General features: G+C 68.8%; 19 protein-coding genes. 13 read left to right on the forward strand and 6 right to left on the reverse strand.

Going from position 1 to position 21,350, the window contains the following annotated elements:
- Nucleotides 1-15 precede the first annotated feature (15 nt).
- Nucleotides 16-936, forward strand: coding sequence for a proteasome assembly chaperone family protein (locus E6C64_RS00835; protein WP_136425731.1), 921 nt, complete (start codon nucleotides 16-18; stop codon nucleotides 934-936).
- A gap of 140 nt (nucleotides 937-1,076) precedes the next feature.
- Here the strand turns inward: E6C64_RS00835 and E6C64_RS00840 are convergent, their stop codons facing one another.
- Complete coding sequence (locus E6C64_RS00840) at nucleotides 1,077-1,937, reverse strand: SDR family NAD(P)-dependent oxidoreductase (protein ID WP_158437687.1); 861 nt, start codon at nucleotides 1,935-1,937, stop codon at nucleotides 1,077-1,079.
- Between the two features lie 84 nt (nucleotides 1,938-2,021).
- Here E6C64_RS00840 and E6C64_RS00845 point away from each other — a divergent pair, with 84 nt between their 5' ends.
- Both E6C64_RS00845 and E6C64_RS00850 read left to right on the forward strand, forming a co-directional pair.
- Nucleotides 2,022-3,371: an MFS transporter gene (locus E6C64_RS00845; protein ID WP_136425733.1), complete on the forward strand. Its 1,350-nt coding sequence runs from the start codon at nucleotides 2,022-2,024 to the stop codon at nucleotides 3,369-3,371.
- A 303-nt stretch (nucleotides 3,372-3,674) separates the two neighbouring features.
- On the forward strand, nucleotides 3,675-5,030 hold the full coding sequence (locus E6C64_RS00850; RefSeq protein WP_136425734.1) for an RNA polymerase sigma factor: 1,356 nt from the start codon (nucleotides 3,675-3,677) through the stop codon (nucleotides 5,028-5,030).
- 96 nt (nucleotides 5,031-5,126) lie between these two features.
- Here E6C64_RS00850 and E6C64_RS00855 read toward each other — a convergent pair whose 3' ends face one another.
- Nucleotides 5,127-6,032: a hypothetical protein gene (locus E6C64_RS00855; protein WP_136425735.1), complete on the reverse strand. Its 906-nt coding sequence runs from the start codon at nucleotides 6,030-6,032 to the stop codon at nucleotides 5,127-5,129.
- 50 nt (nucleotides 6,033-6,082) lie between these two features.
- Between E6C64_RS00855 and E6C64_RS00860 the strand changes: the two genes are divergently transcribed.
- Together E6C64_RS00860 and E6C64_RS00865 are read left to right on the forward strand one after the other, a co-directional pair.
- Complete coding sequence (locus tag E6C64_RS00860) at nucleotides 6,083-7,339, forward strand: MurT ligase domain-containing protein (RefSeq protein WP_136425736.1); 1,257 nt, start codon at nucleotides 6,083-6,085, stop codon at nucleotides 7,337-7,339.
- Between the two features lie 139 nt (nucleotides 7,340-7,478).
- Complete coding sequence (locus E6C64_RS00865; protein ID WP_136425737.1) at nucleotides 7,479-8,786, forward strand: MFS transporter; 1,308 nt, start codon at nucleotides 7,479-7,481, stop codon at nucleotides 8,784-8,786.
- A gap of 97 nt (nucleotides 8,787-8,883) precedes the next feature.
- On the opposite strand, the gene add is transcribed toward E6C64_RS00865, so the two are convergent.
- From add to E6C64_RS00885, 3 genes are all read right to left on the reverse strand, one after another.
- Nucleotides 8,884-9,900: an adenosine deaminase gene (add, locus tag E6C64_RS00870; protein ID WP_136425738.1), complete on the reverse strand. Its 1,017-nt coding sequence runs from the start codon at nucleotides 9,898-9,900 to the stop codon at nucleotides 8,884-8,886.
- A gap of 111 nt (nucleotides 9,901-10,011) precedes the next feature.
- On the reverse strand, nucleotides 10,012-11,070 hold the full coding sequence (locus E6C64_RS00880) for an NYN domain-containing protein (RefSeq protein WP_199240922.1): 1,059 nt from the start codon (nucleotides 11,068-11,070) through the stop codon (nucleotides 10,012-10,014).
- A 228-nt stretch (nucleotides 11,071-11,298) separates the two neighbouring features.
- Nucleotides 11,299-11,865 (reverse strand): SRPBCC family protein, encoded by a 567-nt coding sequence (locus E6C64_RS00885; protein ID WP_136425740.1) that lies wholly within the window; start codon nucleotides 11,863-11,865, stop codon nucleotides 11,299-11,301.
- Between the two features lie 81 nt (nucleotides 11,866-11,946).
- Between E6C64_RS00885 and E6C64_RS00890 the strand changes: the two genes are divergently transcribed.
- The 6 genes from E6C64_RS00890 (at nucleotide 11,947) to E6C64_RS00915 (ending at nucleotide 17,693) form a co-directional block, all read left to right on the forward strand.
- Nucleotides 11,947-13,749 carry an MFS transporter gene (locus E6C64_RS00890; RefSeq protein WP_136425741.1) on the forward strand — a complete coding sequence of 601 codons (1,803 nt, stop codon included), beginning with the start codon at nucleotides 11,947-11,949 and terminating at the stop codon, nucleotides 13,747-13,749.
- Nucleotides 13,750-13,795: 46 nt separating this feature from the next.
- The gene (locus E6C64_RS00895; RefSeq protein WP_158437688.1) at nucleotides 13,796-14,218 is read left to right on the forward strand and encodes a MarR family transcriptional regulator; all 423 of its coding nucleotides are present in this window, start codon (nucleotides 13,796-13,798) and stop codon (nucleotides 14,216-14,218) included.
- A gap of 114 nt (nucleotides 14,219-14,332) precedes the next feature.
- Nucleotides 14,333-15,058 carry a glutamine amidotransferase gene (locus tag E6C64_RS00900; RefSeq protein ID WP_136425743.1) on the forward strand — a complete coding sequence of 242 codons (726 nt, stop codon included), beginning with the start codon at nucleotides 14,333-14,335 and terminating at the stop codon, nucleotides 15,056-15,058.
- Nucleotides 15,055-15,489, forward strand: coding sequence for a YchJ family protein (locus tag E6C64_RS00905; RefSeq protein ID WP_158437689.1), 435 nt, complete (start codon nucleotides 15,055-15,057; stop codon nucleotides 15,487-15,489). Before E6C64_RS00900 ends, E6C64_RS00905 begins: the two co-directional genes overlap by 4 nt.
- A 148-nt stretch (nucleotides 15,490-15,637) precedes the next feature.
- On the forward strand, nucleotides 15,638-16,735 hold the full coding sequence (locus E6C64_RS00910) for an alcohol dehydrogenase catalytic domain-containing protein (protein WP_136425744.1): 1,098 nt from the start codon (nucleotides 15,638-15,640) through the stop codon (nucleotides 16,733-16,735).
- Nucleotides 16,736-16,820: 85 nt separating this feature from the next.
- The gene (locus E6C64_RS00915; RefSeq protein ID WP_136425745.1) at nucleotides 16,821-17,693 is read left to right on the forward strand and encodes an alanyl-tRNA editing protein; all 873 of its coding nucleotides are present in this window, start codon (nucleotides 16,821-16,823) and stop codon (nucleotides 17,691-17,693) included.
- 132 nt (nucleotides 17,694-17,825) lie between these two features.
- On the opposite strand, the gene E6C64_RS00920 is transcribed toward E6C64_RS00915, so the two are convergent.
- A complete protein-coding gene (locus E6C64_RS00920; protein WP_136425746.1) occupies nucleotides 17,826-18,698 on the reverse strand; it encodes an endo alpha-1,4 polygalactosaminidase in 873 nt (290 codons plus the stop codon).
- A 54-nt stretch (nucleotides 18,699-18,752) separates the two neighbouring features.
- Here E6C64_RS00920 and E6C64_RS00925 point away from each other — a divergent pair, with 54 nt between their 5' ends.
- A complete protein-coding gene (locus E6C64_RS00925) occupies nucleotides 18,753-19,643 on the forward strand; it encodes a Cof-type HAD-IIB family hydrolase (RefSeq protein ID WP_136425747.1) in 891 nt (296 codons plus the stop codon).
- Between the two features lie 190 nt (nucleotides 19,644-19,833).
- Entirely contained in the window at nucleotides 19,834-21,243 is a 1,410-nt protein-coding gene (locus E6C64_RS00930; RefSeq protein WP_233255390.1) for an APC family permease, read from the forward strand.
- Nucleotides 21,244-21,350: the final 107 nt, after the last annotated feature.

The following is a 21,350-nucleotide window of genomic DNA, read 5'->3' on the forward strand; positions in this document are numbered from 1 at the left end:
CACTACTGTGAAGGAATGCGGGATCCTGAGCTGCTCTTCGAACTCACGGCAGCCGCCGATGAGGTTCCGCCCGGTCTTCCGCTGGTCGCGGGTCTGACCGGCTTCGCCGATGCGGGGTCAGCGGTCACCCAGCTCAACTCCTATCTGCTCGAGGCGCTCGAAGTCGTGCCGCTGGCGGAGTTCGACAACGACGCGCTGCTCGACTACCGGGCACGGCGACCCACGATCGTCTTCGATCAGGACCATCTCGCCGAGTACACGCCGCCCAAGCTGACGCTCTCGATCGCGCACGACGACGTCGGCCAGTCGTTCCTGCTGCTGACCGGCTACGAGCCCGACTTCCAGTGGGAGCGCTTCGCCGACGCCCTCTTCCTGCTGATGGAGCGCTTCGCCGTCTCGTCGATGACCTGGGTGCACGCGATCCCGATGCCCGTGCCACACACCCGGCCGATCCAGGTGACGGTGAGCGGGACGCGCACCGACCTCATCGAGTCGATGTCGGTGTGGAAGCCCCGGACCCAGGCGCCGGCCAACCTGCTGCACCTGGTGGAGTACCGGATGCAGGAGCGCGGCGACGAGGTCGTCGGATTCGTGCTGCTCGTGCCGCACTACCTCGCCGACACCGAGCTGCCGAATGCGGCCGTGACCGCGCTCGAGAGCATCAGCGCCTCGACCGGCCTCATCTTCCCGACGGATCGGCTGCGCACCGAGGGGCGCGAGTTCCTGACCAAGGTGGACGAGCAGGTCACCGGCAACGACGAACTCCGTCGACTCGTCGGCACCCTCGAGCAGCGACACGACACGTACATGGAAGGCATGACGCTGCAGTCGCCGCTGACCGACGAGGACGGGGTCATCCCGTCCGCCGACGAGATCGCCGCCGAGCTCGAGAAGTTCCTCGCCACCCGCCGTCGCCGCGACGACGAGCAGGCCTAGTTCGCACCGAGGGCCTCGATACGGCGCTGGCGCGCCTACTCGACCACCGGGATCGCCGCGACGCGACACCGGTGGCTGAGCCGGGCGCGCAGCGCCCGTGTCGAAGCCCGCCATGACTCGACCACCGGCGGAGTCGATCGCTACCAGGGGATGCGGGTGAGCTGGCCCGACAGGCGCCAGAGTCGGCCGGACACCTCGAGCTCGTCGCGTAGCGGAGGCGGTCCCACGATCTTCGCCCCGCCCGCGGTCTGCAGCAGATTGCCGGGGCCGAGGAATTCCCCGCCCCGAAGGCTCGGATCCGTGACCGCGCGGACATTGGCCGCGGCTCCGGCGGCGTAGCCCTGGCCGATCACCCGCTCGTAGAAGGTCCGCGGCGACTTCAGACGCTCCTCCGACACGGAGTAGCCGGGGTGCGTGGCGACCGAGGTGATGGCCAGGCCTTCGTCCTGCGCCTTGGCATGCAGCCGGCGCGCGAAGAGCAGGCCTGCCCGCTTGCTGGCGGCGTAGGCCCGGAACGGGGAGTAGCCGTGATCCCAGCGCAGGTCGTGGAACTGGATCCGCCCCCATCGCGCGGCGAGCGAGCTGACCGTCACCACGCGCGCTCCCGGTGCGGCGAACGGCAGCAGCAGCCCGGTGAGCGCGTAGGGCGCGAGATGGTTGACGCCCAGATGCATCTCGAAGCCGTCGATCGTCAGCGTGCGCTCGGGCACGAGGATCGCTCCGGCGTTGTTGACGAGCGCATCCCATGAGCCGATCCGATCGGCGAACAGGGCGGCGAACTCGCGGACCGACGACAGCGCAGCGAGGTCGAGCGGCAGCACGTCGACGACGGCGGACGGGTTCGCCTCCTGGATCAGCGCGCGCGTCGCCGCGCCGCGATCCGGGTCGCGCACCGGAAGCACGAGCGGATGGCCGAGCGCCGCGAGCTGGAGCGCGGTGGCGAGGCCGACTCCGCGGGTGGCCCCGGTCAGCACGACGCGGCCCCGCTCGGTCGAATGCACGGACCGATCGTATAGATCACCGCTGAACAGAATCGGCACACCGATCCCACGGAACGGACCTCAGCCCGCGCTACCGTTGATCCAGTGAATTCGCGACGCTCCTGGCTCATCTTCGCCGCCGGCGCGCTCGCCTATCTGGTCTCCGTCTCGCAGCGATCCTCGCTCGGCGTCGCGTCGGTCGACGCGGGGGAGCGGTTCCACTCCGCGGCGTCCGCGCTGTCCACCTTGGGCGTCCTGCAGCTTGTGGTCTATGCAGGACTGCAGATCCCGGTCGGCGTGCTGATCGACAGGATCGGTCCGAAGACCCTGCTTCTCAGCGGCGCCGCGCTGATGGTGATCGGCCAGCTGATCGTCGGAGTATCGACGACCCTCCCGCTCGCGATAGTCGGGCGGGTGCTGGTCGGCGCGGGTGACGCGGCGACCTTCATCTCCGTGCTCCGCCTGATCAACACCTGGTTCTCGGGAACGCGCGTCCCCGTGCTCAGCCAGTGGATGGGCGCGCTCGGCGCGTTCGGCCAGATCCTCTCCGCCATCCCGTTCGCGATCGTGCTGCACGCACAGGGCTGGGAGCCCGCGTTCTTCAGCGCGGCCGGCCTGTCGGCCTTCGCGTTCGTCGTGGTCCTCATCCTGATCTCCGACGGTGCCGGAGTCGCACCGGGGGCCGAGCGGGTCGCGTCGATCCGCGCGTCCATCACCCAGCTCGGTGAGAGCCTCCGACGACCGGGCACCCAGCTCGGATTCTGGGCCCACTTCGTCACCCAGTCGTCCGGAGTGGTGTTCGCGCTCTTCTGGGGCTTCCCCTTCATGGTGTCCGGTCTCGGCCTGGCCCCGGCGCTCGCCTCGGCGCTGCTCGCGCTCATGGTGGTCGTGGGAGTGATCGTGGGGCCGATCCTCGGGGTGCTCACGGTGCGCCATCCGATGCGCCGATCCAATCTCGTGCTCGGCATCGTGCTGCTGATGGCGATCGCCTGGACGCTCGTGCTGGTCTGGCCCGCTCCGGTCCCCATCCCGCTCGTCGTGCTGCTGGTGGTCTGCATCAGCATCGGCGGACCGGCCTCGCAGATCGGCTTCGACTACGCCCGTACCTTCAACCCGCCCCGTCGGCTCGGCGCCGCGAACGGCATCGTGAACGTCGGAGGATTCACCGCCAGCTTCTCGATGATGTTCCTGATCGGCGTGCTGCTCGACCTGCAGAACGTCGGCGGGGACCCCGCGGATCTCTACCGGCTCGACGCCTTCCGGATCGCCCTGCTCATCCAGTACCCCGTGATCGGCTTCGGAGTGATCATGCTCATCCGCGCCCGCCGGCACACCCGCGGCCTGCTGGCCGAGGAGGAGGGAATATATGTGGGCCCCCTCTGGGTTGCATTGAACAGGGCATGGGGACCCACGAGACGACGGCTCGAGCGCAAGGCACGGAACACGGACAGCTGACTTCGCCAGCACGATCCACGCCCAGAGCGGACGCCGACCCGACCGTCCGTCCACGGTTCCCGAGCGACTGAACTCCTTAGCACCCCGCACGTGCAATAATCAATAACTGGACCCGTTCAGGGCCGCCGACTTTCTGTCGGAAGATCCGCTGGATCTCCGTCATGCGAACTCGGGGGACTTGACATGGGTCTTAGTGCTGTCCTTTTTAGCTCTCAGGAGCCAGCAGGAGCCCGTGTCAGTACTCCGGGGGCTCATCAGCCGTCCGCCCTAGATACCGCCGAAACCGGTGTGAAAGGTGATCCGATGACAATGGCCAAGACCCCAACTCTCCAGGACCAGAACGTGTCCTCTGAGACCGAAGAGGCAGGCGCCAGCCTGCCCGCAGCTGCTGCGGCGACGACCGTCGCAGCGAAGAAGCCCGCCGCCAAGAAGGCGCCCGCCGCCAAGAAGCCGGCTGCCAAGGCCGGCGCCGCGAAGACCGCCACGAAGGCCGCCTCGTCCGACGACGAGGAGAGCGACGACGCCGAGCCCGATGAGGAGGCCGAGGTCGAAGAGGTCGTCGTCGAGGACGTCGTGGTCGACGAGGACGCCGAGGACAAGGACGATTCCGACGAGAAGTCGGATGACGACGACTCCAAGAAGAGCTCGACATCCTCCGCCGACGAGAAGCTGCCGACCGGAGCGCTCGTGCTGTCGCTCGTCGACGACGAGGACGAGGTCCCCGTCTACTCGACCGCGATCACCGGTGCCACCGCCGACCCCGTCAAGGACTACCTCAAGCAGATCGGCAAGGTCCCCCTGCTGAACGCGGCAGAGGAGGTCGAGCTCGCCATGCGCATCGAGGCAGGTCTCTTCGCCGAGGACAAGCTGGCCAATGACGCGACCGGCCTCAGCAAGGAGCTCATCCGCGAGCTCCGCTGGGTCGCCAAGGACGGCCAGCGCGCCAAGAGCCACCTGCTCGGCGCCAACCTCCGCCTCGTCGTCTCGCTGGCCAAGCGCTACACCGGCCGCGGCATGCAGTTCCTCGACCTCATCCAGGAGGGCAACCTGGGCCTGATCCGTGCCGTCGAGAAGTTCGACTACACCAAGGGCTTCAAGTTCTCGACCTACGCCACCTGGTGGATCCGTCAGGCCATCACCCGCGCCATGGCCGACCAGGCGCGCACCATCCGCATCCCGGTGCACATGGTCGAGGTCATCAACAAGCTGGCCCGAGTCCAGCGCCAGATGCTGCAGGACCTGGGCCGCGAGCCCACGCCCGAGGAGCTCTCGCGCGAGCTCGACATGACGCCCGAGAAGGTCATCGAGGTCCAGAAGTACGGCCGCGAGCCGATCTCCCTGCACACCCCTCTCGGCGAGGACGGCGACAGCGAGTTCGGCGACCTGATCGAGGACACCGAGGCTGTCGTCCCCGCCGACGCGGTGGGCTTCACGATGCTGCAGAAGCAGCTCGAGAGCCTGCTCGACTCCCTGTCCGAGCGCGAGGCAGGCGTGATCCGCATGCGCTTCGGCCTCGGCGACGGCATGCCGAAGACGCTCGACCAGATCGGCGACACATTCGGCGTCACCCGCGAGCGGATCCGCCAGATCGAGAGCAAGACGATGGCGAAGCTCCGCCACCCGTCGCGCTCGCAGTCGCTGCGCGACTACCTCGAGTGATCAGGTAGCCCTTCAGGACCCGGCACGTCGAAAGCGCGGAGGCACGTGAGAGATCACGTGCCGCCGCGCTTTTCGCGTGCCGGCAGAACCAGGTTCTCAGCCGAGCCTCTCGAGCGCCTGCTCCGCGGTGGAGCCGTGCGGGACGAGCAGCTCGATCCGACTCCCAGCGACGGCGACGGTGACGGCGCTCACCTCGGGATACTCGGGATGCGGGTGGACGCTGACCGAGCGGATCGCTGAGCGCACCACGATCGTGTGCGCGCTGGACAGCGTCGGCTTGCCGCCGCGTGCGAGCTGCACGCGCCGGTGGAGCACATGCAGCTCGCTCGGAGTCGCGTAGACGACGGCCGCGTGCAGCGTCGCCGGGCGGAAGCGATGCGTCAGCGCGGCGATCGGGCCGGGCGGCGGTGCCAGGATCCGCCTGCCGTGGGCGGCGAGCAGGACGCTGCCCGGCTCGCGTCGCTGCAGCTCGCGGAAGTCGGCGCCGAGCCCGACGTCGGCCTGCCCGAGCTCAGTCAGTGCATCGATCCGGGCCGGCGCAGCGAGCCGGTCATCGGCCACCGACAGCTCGGGGCGCGGCGGCCGCAGGACGTCGATCAGCCGATGCATCTGCGCGCGTGACGAGCCGTTGTACGGCACGCTCATCGTCCCGTCCGAGGCGTGGATCACGAGGCGGCCATCGAGCAGGTCGACGCTGTCCTCGAATGCGGAGATCTCACCCAGCGGGATGGTCTCCTCGTCGACCCCTTGCGCGGATCGGGTCAGCACCGTCAGGGTGTCGTCGCGCACCAGAAGCAGGCGGTCGAAGAGATCCATTCCCGGCCGCGCGTCCCGCCGGGCGATGTCCCGCGGGATCTTCAGGGCGAGGGTCGCGTCGGCCGGATCGCCGGCCAGCCTGCGGAACACCCGCGGCACCTGGTCGACGGACGCGACGTCCGCGATCCACGGGCCGAACGCGTTGTACTCCTCGATGTCCGTCTGATCGATGTCCGTGATCGTCACCCGCCGAGCCTAGGCGGCTCATTCCGCACGCCGACTGCGAGACTGGGGCCATGGCGTCGATTCGATGGATCCCTGCTGTGCTCATCGGCCGCGCTGCACGCGCCGCGGCCCGGATCCGCAAGCCCGGGGGAGGATCGGCGGTGCCCGGCCTCGTGGTCAATCGGATCGCGCCCGGCTTCCTGGGTTCGGTGCTCTCCTCGTTCCCCGAGGGGCTCGTGGTGGTGAGCGGGTCGTCCGGCAAGTCGACGACCACGAAGATGCTCGTCACGGTGCTCGAGGCGCACGGCAAGCGGATCTTCACCAATCCCTCGACCGCCAACATCAGTCAGGGCCTCACATCCGCGCTGCTCGAGCGGGCGTCGCTGACCGGCCGGATCGACGCCGACCTCGCCGTGCTCGAGATGGACGAGGGCCACGGCGCACTGCTCTCGCCGCGCTTCACCGCGCGGTCGGTGCTGCTGACCAATGTGATGACGGATCAGATCGACCGCTTCCACGACTCCGAGAAGGTGCTCGGCATGCTGGGTCGGATCGCGTCGCGTGCGCAGGAGTCCCTGGTGCTCAACGGCGACGACGCCATGCTGGAGAAGCTCGCCGAGCGCGTCGCGGCGCCTGTCTCGATCGAGTGCTTCGGGGTGGGCGTCGAGGTGTTCGACGCGGTCCCCGGCGGACTGGGCTACGCCGAGACCACTCCGGAGCGGGTCGGCGACGGCGGCACGATCGTCACCGCCGTGAAGGGCAGATCCGCGTCGATCGCCTTCGACGAGGCCATCCACCAGGTGACGCTGCCGGCGCGGGGGGTGCACTACGCCGTGGATGCCGCAGCCGCTCTCGCCGCGGCCCGATCGCTGCTCGGCGACGCCTTCGATCCCGCGGTCGCACTGGCCGCCATCTCGGCGATGCAGGCCGTGTTCGGTCGCGGCGAGGTGGTGACCGTTCGCGGCAAGCAGGTGGAATTCGTGCTCGTCCAGAACCCCGCGAGTTTCCAGCTCAACGTCAACGAGCTCGACGAGGGCCTCGACCAGGTCCTCGTCGCCATGGGCTCCGACGTCGCCGACCCCTCCTACTTCTGGCCGGTCGACGCCTCGCGGATCGGTCGCGCGCGCATCGTCAGCGGCTCGAAGGCCAACGAGATGGCGCTGCAGCTCGCCTACCAGGGCGTCCAGGTGGACGAGGTCGATCCCGATCTGCCCGCCGCCCTCGATCGCTTCCTGGCTCTGCCCGATCCGACCTCCGGCATCAAGACCATCGTCTTCACCGCCGACCCGATGCGCCGCACCAGGTCGCACCTGGGCCTCGCCACCTAGAGCCGCCGAATTGCCACCTTCGGCTCTCAAGCTCGTGATCTGAGAGCCGAAAGTGGCAACTCGGCGCTGTTTCCTGCCACGCGGGACGAGCCGATGCGCGGCGCGACAGGAGCTGGGGCGACGCGGGGCAGAATGACGTGTGCCCACGACCACCGCTCCGACGCGAACACGCCGCCTGCACCCCGGCTGGCTCGTCGCCGCGGTCGCCTTCATCGCGCTCGTCTCGGCCGCTGGCTTCCGGGCGGCGCCCAGCGCGCTCATGCTGCCGCTCAACGAGGAGTTCGACTGGAGCAGCTCCGAGATCTCGGCGGCCATCACCGTCAACCTCCTGCTGTACGGCCTCACCGCTCCGTTCGCCGCTGCGCTGATGAACCGGTTCGGCGTCCGCACCATCACCAGCGTCGCGCTCCTGCTCGTCTCGGCGGGAGCGGCGCTCAGCATCTTCGCGACGGCGCCGTGGATGCTCATCGCGACCTGGGGGCTGCTCATCGGCCTCGGCACCGGGTCCATGGCACTCGTCTTCGCGGCGACGATCGCCGATCAGTGGTTCCTCAAGCGGCGCGGACTGGTCGTCGGCGTGCTGACCGCCGGAGGAGCGACCGGGCAGCTGATCTTCCTGCCCCTGATCGCGCAGATGGTGGTCGACTCCGGATGGCGCCAGGCCACCCTAGTGGTCGCGGCGGCCGCTCTGGCCGTGGTCCCGCTGGTGCTGATCTTCCTGCGCAACCGACCGGAGGACATCGGGATCACCCCCTTCGGTGCTCCGGAATCCTGGACGCCGCCGCCCCGTCGCAGCGGCAACGCCGCCAAGCTCGCCCTGGCGACGCTGAAGAAGGCCAGCAAGGTCCGCACCTTCTGGGCCCTCGTCGCCGGCTTCGCGATCTGCGGCGCCACCACGAACGGCCTCGTCGGCGCGCACTTCATCCCCAGCGCCCACGATCATGGGATGGCCGAGACCACGGCAGCGGGGCTGCTGGCCGTGGTCGGCATCTTCGACGTGATCGGCACCATCGCCTCGGGCTGGCTGACGGACCGCTACAACCCGCGGATCCTGCTCGGCGTCTACTACGCGGGCCGCGGCGTCGGCCTGCTCGTGCTGCCGTTCCTGTTGTCGGCAACCGTGCATCCCCCGATGATCGTCTTCATCGTGATCTACGGCCTCGACTGGGTGGCCACCGTTCCGCCCACAGTCGCGCTCTGCCGCGAGCTGTTCGGCGCAGACGGACCGCTGGTCTTCGGCTGGGTCTTCGCCTCGCACCAGATCGGCGCGGCCACCGCGGCGTCCGTCGCGGCGATCGTCCGCGACACGACCGGCGAGTACACGATGGCCTGGTTCGGAGCAGCGGGGCTGTGCATCATCGCGTCGATCATCAGCCTGACGATCCGCCGGGATCCGCTGCCGCCCATCGCGGTGGCCGCCCCCGAGAAGGTCGACGCCCCGACCTGATCCGGGCGGCGCCCTTCCCACGATCGAGATGCCACTTTCCGTCCCTATAACGGCGGAATGGGGACGGAAAGTGGCATCTCGATGGGCTGGGTGCCGCTCAGTCGGGGTGAGCCGCCACGAAGGCGTCGATCTCCTCGAGGAAGTGGTCCCGGATGCGGGGCGACAGCCAGGACGACTCGAACGAGTTGCGCGCGAACCTGGTCAGCTGCTCTCGGGTGAGGTCGGCCGCCTTGGCCAGCGCGGCGTAGTTGTCGCCGATGTAGCCGCCGAAGTACGCGGGGTCGTCGGAGTTGATGGAGACGAGCAGGCCCGCGTCGAACAGCTGCATGATCTCGTCGGTCTTCATGGCGTCGCTCACGAAGCCGTTGGAGAGGGGGCAGACGGTGAGTCCCAGCCCGCGGCTCTTGGCCTCGCGGAGCAGGCGGCGGTCCTCGACGATGTTCGTGCCGTGATCGATCCGATCCACCTGCAGCTCGTGGATGGCCTGCCGGATGTGCTCGGCGGAGTCCTGCTGATCGATGTCGCAGTGGACGGTGACCAGGAAGCCCTCGGCCCGGGCGCGAGCCATGACCGCGGCGAACTTGGCCGGTGGATTGCCGCGCTCATCCGAATCCAGGCCGACGCCGATGATCCAGTCGCGGTGGGGGAGCGCCTCCATCAGGGTCGCCATCGCGAAGCTCGGATCCATGTCGCGCAGGAAGCACATGATCAGCTCGCCCTGGATCGCGAACGAGCGACGGGCGGTGATCAGCGCGCGTCGGTAGCCGCGGATGACGGTGGAGAACTGGACGCCGCGGCTGGTGTGCGACTGCGGGTCGAAGAACATCTCGACGTGGCGCACGCCCTGGGCGCTCGCCCGGTTGAGGTAGGCCATGGCGAGGTCGAAGAAGTCGTCCTCGGTCTGCAGGACCTCCATGCTCGGGTAGTACACGGCCAGGAAGCTGGAGAGGTCGGTGAAGGTGTAGGTGTCGCGGACCTCCTCCGCCGTCGTCTCCGTGAGCGGGATGTTGTTCCGATGGGCGAGCGCCAGCTTCAGCTCGGGCTCCAGGGTCCCCTCGAGGTGCAGATGCAACTCCGCCTTGGGGATCCTGCGCGCGAATTCGGCGATGTCCATGGGTTCAGACTGCCAGTACCGGATTGCCTCGGAAAGGCAGACCGGTTTCGCGGCCGTTTCGGCGTGTCACATGCGCATAACGATCTCGGCACGCCGAGCCCCACGGGCAGGTCAGCGGAGTCGGACGAACCGGTCGGAGCCCTCGGTCTTGACCTCGACCAGGCTGGCGCGAGAGGTGAGGAAGTCCGTGAAGGTGCGGTGTCCCATCGAGCGCTCGCTGAACGAGGGATCGAGGCGACGGATCTGGGTCTTCACCGCGGCGGCGGGCTTCCACTCCTCGTCGTCCTTCGCGAGCAGCAGCTCGAGCGCGCGGAGGAGCAGTCGGGTCGCCGCCTTCTCGGTCATGGTCGCGGCGGGCGATGCGATGGGTGCCGTGCCGTCGGCGAACAGCGGAGGAAGCGACGGCGCCCATGGGGCGACGGGGGCCTCATCGGACTCGATCGCGCCTCTCGCGGTGCCGGCCTCGTCGGCATCCGTGCCCGGTTCGGTGGTGGCCGAGGACCGCGTTCCGCCTCGCGACCGTCGTGCGGTCGTCTTCGGCGCCTCCTCGACGATCGACGCGTCCTCGGCGGCGGTCTCGATGCTGGCCCGCTCGGGGTCCACCGCGCCGGGGATGGCGTCGTACATCTCGAAGTGATCGCAGGCGGAGACGAGGGCGGTGCTGGTCCGTCCCGCGACGCCGATGCCGAGCACGTAGCGGCCGAGCCGCTTGCAGCGCTGCGCGAGCGCGATGTAGTCGGAGTCACCGGCGACGATGACGACGTGGGTGAGGTCGGGGAGTCGGAACAGGTCCTCGAGCACATCGACTGAGAGCCGGATGTCGGCGCCGTTCTTGAAGGCCTTGGTGACCGGGAAGAGCTGAGTGAGGTCGACCGCCCGGTTGACGAGCTGCTTGCGGTAGCTGGCGTTCACCGGAACGGACCAGTCCGCGTACGCGCGGCTGAGCGCGACGACGCCGAACGACGAGGCGTAGTCGAGGATGGCGCTCACGTCGATCTCGGCCTGCCAGAGCTTGGTGGCGACCGGATCGTCGCTCTTCTTCGCCGGCAGCACGCTGCGCGCGTTGTCCCGCCGCCATGATCCGTTGCCGTTCAGCTCGTCGTAACGGCTGATGACGATGTTGTCGAAGTCGATGTAGACGGCGACGCGCCCCTCGGTCTGGTCTGCCATCTGAATCCGATCCTCTGCATGCGGCGGCGCCGCCCATCCAGGCTAGTGCGCCCCCCGATTCCTACGTTCCGGCCCGATGTGCACGAAATTACGCGCACATCCGCCGGTTTCGTAGGTAAGCCCGATGAGGATCTCGTCCTCGTGGGGACGGTCTGGGGAATCGAGGTGTACCTACGAAACCGGCAGATACCTACGAAATTTCGTAGGTATCGGGCCGGAACGTACACATCAGGAGCGGTCGGCGAGGCGGACGGCGTTACCGACCGCCCGCTGCATGTAGTTCCGGAAGAGGGGGACCAGGAGCAGGCGGACCGGCAGGCGGCAGAACGGGCGCGGCTTGAACTCCCACGTCCAGCGGACGATCGATCCGGTCCCGTCCTCGATGAAGGTCCAGTCGCCGCGGACGCCGTGGATGAGCCGGCCGAGCGCGTTGGTGAACTCCGTCGCCTCGTACGAGAAGGTCCGACCGCCCTGGAACTCGACGATGACCTCTTTCAGAGTCGTGCCGTCGCCGAGCACCAGGGTGCGCGACTGACCGACGCCGTCCCACGCGCCCGTCTGATCGCGGGCCTCGCGGGTCGCGGGGAAGGGCCCCCACTTCTCGTAGATGAGGGCGAGCGGTCCCGGCACGATGACGGCGAAGGCCTCGGCGGGGGTGCGGCGACTGCGGGCCTGCACGGTGGCCGGGACCGTCCGGTCGCTGCGGCTGATGAGCGTCATGCTCGACAGCGTCCCAGATGCCGCAGCGGCGCTGCGCCAGGTGCGGAGGATTCCGAGGTTCGTGTCCGATCTCATGCCCGTCCGTCCTATAGTTAGTACACACAAACTAAGTAGCTGGTGCTCGATGGCGAGACCCCGGATCCCAGGAGGTCGGCCATGGCCGAGCGACGCACATCGGCAGGCACGACTGCACCCGCACCCGGATCCGCGCGGAAGTCCGCCCGTTCCCCGATGTTCACGAAGGACCACCCGCGGTACAGATGGGTGGCGCTGAGCAACACCACCCTGGGCATGCTGATGGCCACCATCAACGGCTCGATCGTGCTCATCTCGCTGCCCGCCATCTTCACGGGCATCCAGCTCAACCCGCTCGAACCCGGCAACGTCAGCTACCTGCTCTGGATGCTGATGGGCTACATCCTGGTCACCGCGGTCCTGGTGATGAGCTTCGGCCGGCTCGGCGACATCTACGGCCGGGTCCGGATCTACAACCTCGGCTTCGTCGTCTTCACCCTGTCCGCGATCGCGCTCACCCTCGACCCGTTCACCTCGGGCGCCGGCGCCATGTGGCTGATCGCCTGGCGGGTCGTGCAGGCGGTCGGCGGCGCGATGCTGATGGCGAACTCGACCGCGATCCTCACGGATGCGTTCCCCGCGAACAAGCGCGGCATGGCGATCGGGATCAATCAGATCGCCGCGATCGCCGGCACCTTCCTCGGGCTGATCATCGGCGGCGTGCTCGCGGAGATCGACTGGCGCGCCATCTTCCTGGTCAGCGTGCCCGTCGGCATCGTGGGCAGCATCTGGGCCTACAAGTCGCTGCACGAGGTCGGCGTCCGCGGTTCCGGAAAGGTGGACTGGCCCGGCAACATCATGTTCGCCGTCGGTCTCACCTCGCTGCTCGCGGGCATCACCTACGGCATCCAGCCCTACGGCGACAGTGCCACCGGATGGCTCAACCCGTGGGTGCTCGGATCGATCCTCGGGGGCCTCGCCATCCTCGTCGCGTTCGTCTTCGTCGAGCTGCACACCAAGGATCCGCTGTTCAACATGCGCCTGTTCCGCAGCCGCGCCTTCGCCTGGGGCAACTTCGCCGGCCTCCTCGCCTCCGTCGGTCGCGGCGGGCTGCAGTTCATGCTCATCATCTGGCTCCAGGGCATCTGGCTCCCGCTGCACGGCTACTCGTACGAGTCGACGCCGCTCTGGGCGGGCATCTACCTGCTGCCCCTTACCATCGGCTTCCTGGTCTCGGGGCCGATCTCGGGCACGCTGACCGACCGCTTCGGCGCTCGGCTGTTCGCCACGGCGGGGCTGACCCTGGTGGGCGTCACCTTCATCGCGCTACTGCTCATCCCGGTCGACTTCGCCTACCCCGTCTTCGCCGTGATCACCTTCCTCAACGGGGTGGGATCGGGCATGTTCGCCGCGCCCAACCGCACGGCGATCATGAACTCGGTGCCCGCCGACCAGCGAGGAGCCGCCTCGGGGATGACCGGCACGTTCCAGAACGCCGGGAACTCGCTCTCCATCGGCATCTTCTTCTCGCTGATGATCGCCGGGCTCGCGAACACCCTGCCGGCCGCCCTGCGCTCGGGCCTGACCTCGCACGGGGTGACCTCGACCGTCGCGGACCAGGTGGCGGCGACGCCGCCGGTGGGCAGCCTGTTCGCGGCCTTCCTCGGCTACAACCCGATCCAGAGCATCCTCGGCCCGACCGGCGTGCTCGACACCCTGAAGGACGCGGACGCAGCGGCGCTCACCGGCAAGTCGTTCTTCCCCGAGCTCATCTCGCAGCCCTTCCACAGCGGCCTGGTCATCGTGTTCATCGCGGCGGCGGTCATGTCCCTGATCGGAGCCGTCGCGTCGCTCGCGGCGGGCGGCAAGTACATTCATGTTGAGACGACGCCGGCGGGCTCCGCCGTCGCCGACCAGCCGGTCAGCGCCATGAGCGACGTCTGATCGGATGCGGGCGACGAGATCGCCGCATCCGGTGGGAGGAGCCGCAGTGCAGGACGCGACGAGCACGCTCGAGTGGCGGCTGGCCTACGTGGTCGGTCGGGCCAACCGCCGGCTGCAGGGCGCGACGGGCGGCCTCAGCCACGGGCTGCTCTCCGCACTGGCCACCGTCGCCAATCGCGGCCCCATCCGTCCGGCCGATCTGGCCGCGGCCGAGCTGGTCTCGGCGCCCAGCATCACGCGGGTGATCGCCGATCTCGAAGCCCGCGGGCTGGTGGAGCGCAGCTCCGATCCGATCGACGGGCGGGCCTACCTGATCCAGGTCAGCGAGGAGGGCACGGCGGCCGTGCAGCGTGCCCGCGAGGCGCGCGCCATCGCCATGGCTGACCTCCTCGCCGAGCTCGACGCCGCGGAGCGCGCAGCGATCACGGCGGCACTTCCTGCGCTCGAGCGGGCCATCCGAGCCGGCTGAGGCACCGATCGGACGCCCGGCTGCACGAGCGCAGCGAGGCGGTTCACTCGGCGTCCTGGGCATCCCCGAGCGATTCGGATCTGTCCGCGCCGGGAGTCGTGCAAGTCTTCTGACGTGACCGCCTACATGCTCCAGCTGTTCCCCGAGCTCACCAACGTCAACGGCGACGCGGAGAACGCCCTCGTCCTCGCCCAGCGCGCGCGGTGGTCGGACATCGATGCGGAGGTCGTCGCGCTGCACGCGGGCGAGTCTGCGCCGGCGATCACGCCAGCCGCCATCGTGCTCGGCTCGGGAGTCGACTCCAGCCTGGCCCGCACTCGAGACGCGCTCGGGCAGATCGTCGGAGCGCTCGGAGACTGGATCGCCGACGGGGTCCCGGTGCTCGCCGTCGGCACGGGGATGGAGCTGCTCGGACGATCCATCGCCCTGGACGGCGAGACTATCCAGGGACTCGGCGCCATCCCGGGCACCTCCATCCCGCTCGAGAATCGGGCGACCGGCGAGCTCGTCGTGCACTCGCCGTGGGGCGCCCTCGTCGGCTACGAGAACCACGCTCGCGGCTACGACACCCGCGATCCCGGCATCACCACGCTCGGCGGAGTCGGCCATGGCATCGGCAACGGCGACGGCAGCGAGGGCATCCACTCGGGATTCATCTTCGGAACCCACCTGCACGGTCCGGTGCTCGCCCGCAATCCGACGCTGGCCATCGCGATCTCCGCGCTCGCCTTCGGCGAGGCCGAGGACGTCTACGGGCGCTCGCGCGCCGACGGCATCGCCGACACGATCAACGCCGACGCGCTCCGCCGGCTCGGGGTCGCCGCACCGGGAGCGCGATGAACGATCCGACCGCCGCAGACATCTCCCTGCCCGTGCCGGCGACCACCGACGTCGTGCTCTGCCCGTGCGGCTCGAAGGCGGACTACGCCGACTGCTGCGGTCCGATCCAGCATGGAACGCCCGCACCCACCGCGCTGGCCCTCATGCGCTCCCGCTTCACCGCGTTCACCCTCGAGCTCGCGGGTCATCTGCTGCGCACCTGGCATCCCGATACGCGGCCGAAGCGGATCGACTTCGACGAGGGATTCCTCTGGCGCCGACTGCAGATCGTCGACACCGTCCGCGGGGGAGTGGACGACACCGAGGGCATCGTCGAATTCCGTGCGATCTACAGCGGTCCGCAGGGCACCGGCTTCATCCACGAGCGCGGCCGCTTCGTGCGCGTCGACGGCGAGTGGCTCTACCTGGACGGCACCGTCTACGACAGCTGAGGGGCGCCCGCCTCTCGGCGGTGACGTCCACCGAGCGCGCGCCTCACGCGGTCTCGAACACCGAGCGCGGTCGGTGCACCCACCGCGTTCGGCTGCACCGACCGCGCGAGCAGCGTGGCCGGTGCCGGGTGGTCAATACGATCGTCGGATGCAGGCAATCGTGTTCCGGACGTCCGATCAGCCCATCGAGGTCGCGGAGGTGCAGCTCGCCTCGCCCAAGGCCGGCGAGGTGCGGGTGAAGATCGCCGCGGCCGGAGTCTGCCACTCCGATCTGCACGTGATGCGCGGCGAGTGGCAGGCGCCCGCGCCGATGGTCATGGGCCACGAGGGATCGGGCGCCGTCGTCGAGCTCGGCGAGGGCGTCACCGACCTCGCGGTGGGCGACCACGTCGTGCTGTCCTGGGTTCCGCCGTGCGGCGAGTGCCGCAACTGCCTCGCCGGCCGCGAGGCCCGCTGCCTGAAGGTGGCGAGCGTCATCGCTCCGCTCGGCGTGCTGTTCGACGGCACCTCGCGGCTCTCGATCGACGGCGAAGCCGTGCATCACTATCTCGGCGTCTCCTCGTATGCGCAGGAGGTTGTCGTGCCGGCGTCCGGCGCGATCAAGGTGCGATCGGATGCTCCCCTCGATGTCATCGCCGTCGTCGGCTGCGCCGTGGCCACCGGCATCGGCGCCGTCAGCCACACCGCGGAAGTCGAGGCGGGATCGACCGTCGTCGTGATCGGCTGCGGAGGAGTGGGGCTCAACATCGTGCAGGGCGCACGGCTGGCCGGCGCCTCGCGAATCGTCGCCGTCGACCTGCGCGCGGACAAGATCGAGCTCGCCCGTGCGTTCGGTGCGACCGACGTGATCGACGCATCCGCGGGCGACGCCGTCCAGTCGCTGTTCGAGCTGCTCCCCGCCGGCGCGGACTACGCCTTCGACGCCATCGGCCGGACCACGACGACCGAGCAGGCCATCCAGATGCTTGCCATCGGCGGAGCGGCCGTCATCGTCGGCCTGCCGCCGACCGGCGCGCGCGCCTCGTTCGAGCCGCTGGTGCTCGCCGAGGCCGATCAGCGCATCCTCGGCTCCAACTACGGCAGCGTGCGGCCGGCCATCGACATCCCCGTCCTCGTCGACCGCTACATGGCGGGGGAGCTGCTGCTCGACGAGCTCATCTCGGGACGGCGCCCGCTCGCCGAGGCCGCGGATGCCCTTGCCGACCTGCAGAGCGGCGGCGCCCTCCGCACCCTGCTCATCCCGTAGAACCGATCGAGATGCCACTTTCCGTCCCTATCCGACGGTTTTGAGGACGGAAAGTGGCATCTCGATGGGCGCTAGCGTGGAGCGGGTGACCCTGCCCAGTTCGCCCACGATCGTCGACTACCCGAGCGGGGCGGTGGAGTCGTCGGGGACCGTCCTGCACCGCGAGGTGCTCGGCGACGGGCGCGCCGCGATCCTGCTCGACCGCACCGCCGCGCACCCCGTCGACTCGGCGTGGCCCGACCAGGGGCCGGACCGCGGCATCCTGGTTGTGGACGGCCTCATCCATCCGCTGCTCGACGTCATCGTCGCCGCGACCGACGGCCACGCCCTGTTCGTGGGCGCCGACATCCCGGTGCGCAAGGGGACCGAGGGCTGGACCTTCGTGGTGGCGCACCTGGTGGATGGCTCGGGCGAGATCGCCGAGGGCGATGACGTGGAGGTCAGCGTCGATGAGGAGCATCGCGCCGGGCTCTCCGTCGGTCACACCGCCTGCCACCTGGCGTCTCTCGCCCTCAACCGCGCACTCGCCGACGCATGGTCCAAGGACGTCGCGACCGACGCGCTCGGAACGCCGAACTTCGACGCCCTGGCGGTCGACACGACCTCGATCCTCGAGAACGGCTCGCGGGACGACTATCGGATCGGCAAGTCGCTGCGCAAGAAGGGCTTCTCCGTCGCGGCGCTGGATGAGCTGGATGCAATCGCGGCGGTCGTCGACGCGCAGCTCGCGGAGTGGGTCGCGACCGGCGCCGAAGTCCGGATCGAGCGCGCCGGCGACGGCCTCACCGACCTGCGGGAATGGGTCTGCGACATCGAGGGCGGCGCTCGCATCCCCTGCGGTGGAACGCACGCGGTCTCCCTGTCGGCGCTGAATGGCATCCGGGTGACGTTGGAGCGCTCGGAGCTCGACGGCGCTTTCGGCCTCACGATGCGAACGAGCGTGGCCGCAGCTGACTGATCAGACCGCGGCAGGTCGGGTGGGCTTCGACGCGGGCGCTGTGCGCCCGGCTCAGCCATCGGTGGCTCGGTTCGGCCGCATCCGGTGGCTGAGCCGGCGCGTCAGCGCCGTGTCGAAGCCCGGCCGCGCGGATCAGCAGTGCTCGAAGACGTAGGCCGGGTCGTCCGGCGTCACCAGGTCGCGATCTCGGAGAATCATGGTCGCCGGCCGGTCCGCTGAGGCGCACGAGCTCGCGAACTCCTCGCGAAGGTCATCCGAGTACTCGATGTCTAGGACTCGATCGCCGTAGACGTCGATGTAGCCGTCGCACTCGTCGAACCGCCAGCACTCTTCGGTCACGGCGAAGTCGAAGCCGACCTCGTCGTGCAGCTGACGGGAGTGCTCCACGCTGTTCTTCTGGGCAGCGGCGAGACCGGAGGCGTGGGCGCGCTGCACATACGCAGCAGCCAGCGCGAAGTTGTCCTCGGCCGTCATCCGCCCCGCCGACCGGCTGAAGGAGTCGAGATTGTCGAACTCCACGGCGTCGAAGCCGCTCGAACGGCAGCCGTCGATGAGCGGCCCGATAACGGCCAGGATCGACTCCCGCTTCTCGGCTGTGGAGGTGTCGAAGATCACCTCGTCCGGCCAGTTCTCGTCGATGATCGGCGCCCCGTCGGAGGTGAGCACGAGATCGCTGCGATCGGCGATCCACTCCGCAGTCTCGCCCGGCTGAGACTGGAAGCCGTTGAGGTAGCAGATGGAGTAGAGCCCGGGCTCAGGCGCATCCGTGCTGTCGCGTTCGACGATCGTCACCGCGTCGGCCGGTGGGTAGGCACCGCCGAGCTGGTAGTCGGCGATCCCGCCGGATGGCGGCAGGACGACGTTCGAGTCCGGAGACGAGCCGGGACCAGCACCGAGGGGAGCGCTCGAGCAGCCGGCGAGGGCCACCCCCAAGGCCACTCCTAACAACAGTGCCAGCGCCCCGGCAGCCCGCCCAGTCGAGCGCAGGCGGCGGGTGCGGGGCATGCAGGAAAGCTACCCGCCGCGCGGAGGCAGGTGCTGGGTGCGTCAGGATGGATCGTGCCCAACCTCGGACTGCTCTTCGACGTCGACGGACCGCTGGCCAGCCCCATCACTCGGAGCGTCGTCACCCGCAGCATCCTGCACGACCTGGTGAATCTCGCTCGGGGCGGCGTGCCGATCTCGTTCATCACCGGACGATCCGACGCCTTCATCGCCGAGCAGATCGTCGCTCCGCTGTTGGACGAGGGGCTCGCCGACGCGCTCGCCGTCGGCGGCGCGGGCATGTTCGGGGTGTTCGAGAAGGGTGCCACCTGGGCGCCGATCACCTCCGACGGCATGGGCGAGGTGATCGTCGACACGAGCGTCGCGATTCCCGCGCCGGCGGTGGATGCCGTCCGCGTCCTCGTCGAGACGCACTTCTCCGACGTCGTCTTCTTCGACGAGACGAAGCGGGCGATGATCTCGGTCGAGCAGCGCACGGAGGTCTCAGCCGACGCGTTCCACGCCAGGCAGCAGGAGTTCGACGACGCCGCGTTCGACATCATGGTCGCGCACGGCCTGGGCATCCGCCAGCACGACGGCGGGCGTCAGCGCGAGGCGGCTGATTCGACCGGCGCGGTCCCGTTCCGGATCGATCCCACGATCATCAGCACCGATGTCGAGTCGGTGCTGCTCGACAAGGATCGCGGTGCTCAGCGCTCCCTCGCTTACCTCGCCACGTTCGGTCGGCTTCCGCGACGCTGGCGGAGCGTCGGCGACTCCCGCAGCGATCACAAGATGGCCGATCACCTGCATGCCGCGGGGTATGAAGTGGCGCACGTCGATGTCCGTCCGAGCGACGGAATCCTGGAGCGCGACTATCCGGTGATCACGATCGACGACAAGATCCACGACGAGGCCGGTGCCTCGTTCCTCGCGCACTGGGTGAAGCAGCTCGCTCTCGGCTGATCGGCCTGGGGGCAATTGCGCCGCACTTCGGGCACGTGACGCCAGCCTCTGAAAACGCGGGAGGGTATGGACGCGCGCCCCCGTCCGGAACAGACTGGGCCACAGCAGGTGGTCGCAACGCAGCGATCGCCGACTCCGAGCGACTTCCGACAGCGGCGCCCTGGCTCCGCCGACCCGAGGGATGGCAGCCATGACACTCGCCGAAGAGAAGAAGACCACCCAGCCCGAGCTCACCAGAGTGCTGGGTCCGAAGCTCCTGCTGCTGTTCATCGTCGGGGACATCCTCGGCACCGGCATCTATGCGCTCACCGGTCAGGTCGCCGCCGAGGTCGGGGGAGCGGCCTGGGTCCCGTTCCTCACCGCCTTCGTGGTGGCGGCGCTGACGGCCGCGTCCTATCTCGAACTCGTCACCAAGTACCCGCAGGCGGCGGGCGCCGCACTGTACGTGCACAAGGCGTTCGGCATCCACTTCGTCACCTTCATGGTCTGCTTCACCGTGATGAGCTCGGGGATCACCAGCGCCTCGGCTGCGTCGAGCGCCTTCGCGAGCAACCTGGCCGTCGGATTCGGCCTCGATGCAGGGCCAGCAGCGCTGCTCTTCATCGCCATCGCGTTCATGCTGCTGATCATGACCGTCAACTTCCGCGGCGTCGCGGAGGGCGTCGGCCTCAACGTGGTGCTCACCCTGATCGAGCTGTCCGGCCTGCTGATGGTCATCTTCATCAGCCTGTTCGCCATCTTCGGCGGGCAGGCCGACTGGTCGCGGGTCGTCGCCTTCGACACCCCGGACGGCAAGAACGTCTTCCTCGCCATCAGCACCGCGACCTCCCTGGCCTTCTTCGCGATGGTCGGCTTCGAGGACTCGGTGAACATGGCCGAGGAGACCAAGGAGCCGAGCAAGATCTTCCCGAAGACTCTGTTCACCGGCCTCGGCATCACCGCCGTCGTCTACGTGCTCATCTCTATCTGCGCCGTCGCCCTGGTGCCCGTCGGAGAGCTCGCGGGCAATGCCACTCCGCTGGTGACGGTTGTGCAGACCGCCGCACCCGACTTCCCGATCAACGTCGTGCTGCCGTTCATCTCGATGTTCGCCGTCGCCAACAGCGCGTTGATCAACATGATGATGGCGAGCCGGCTGCTCTACGGGATGAGCCGTCAGGGTGTCCTGCCGTCCTTCCTGGCCAAGGTGCACAGCACTCGGAAGACCCCGTTCGCCGCCATCCTGTTCACCACCGCCATCGCGTTGGGCCTGATCAGCTACGTGTCCCTCGACCCCGAGAGCCCGATCGTCGCGCTGCTCGGCGGCACGACGTCGCTGCTGCTGCTCGCGGTGTTCGCGGTCGTCAACGTGACCGTCCTCGTGCTGCGTAAGGACCGGGTCGAGCATGACCACTTCCGCACGCCGACCGCGCTGCCGATCCTCGGAGCCGTGTTCTGCGCCTACCTGGTGCTGCCCGTGTCGGGCCGAGCGGTCGAGCAGTACCAGATCGCGGGGGTCCTCCTCGGCATCGGCATCCTCCTGTGGCTGGTCACCTACCTCACCGGAGGCAAGCGTCGTCAGGAGCTCGTCGCGATCGAGGAGCCCGAAAAATTACACTGATGGATCCGCTCCCTCTGCGGGTCATCGAGGCGGCATTGTTCCGGCGCGGCCGCCTGACGGCCACCTGCCAGGCTCGCGCCTCCGGCACGCCCTAGGCTTACGCCTGT

This window comes from Naasia lichenicola, assembly GCF_004801885.1.
Taxonomy (GTDB): Bacteria; Actinomycetota; Actinomycetes; order Actinomycetales; family Microbacteriaceae; genus Naasia; species Naasia lichenicola.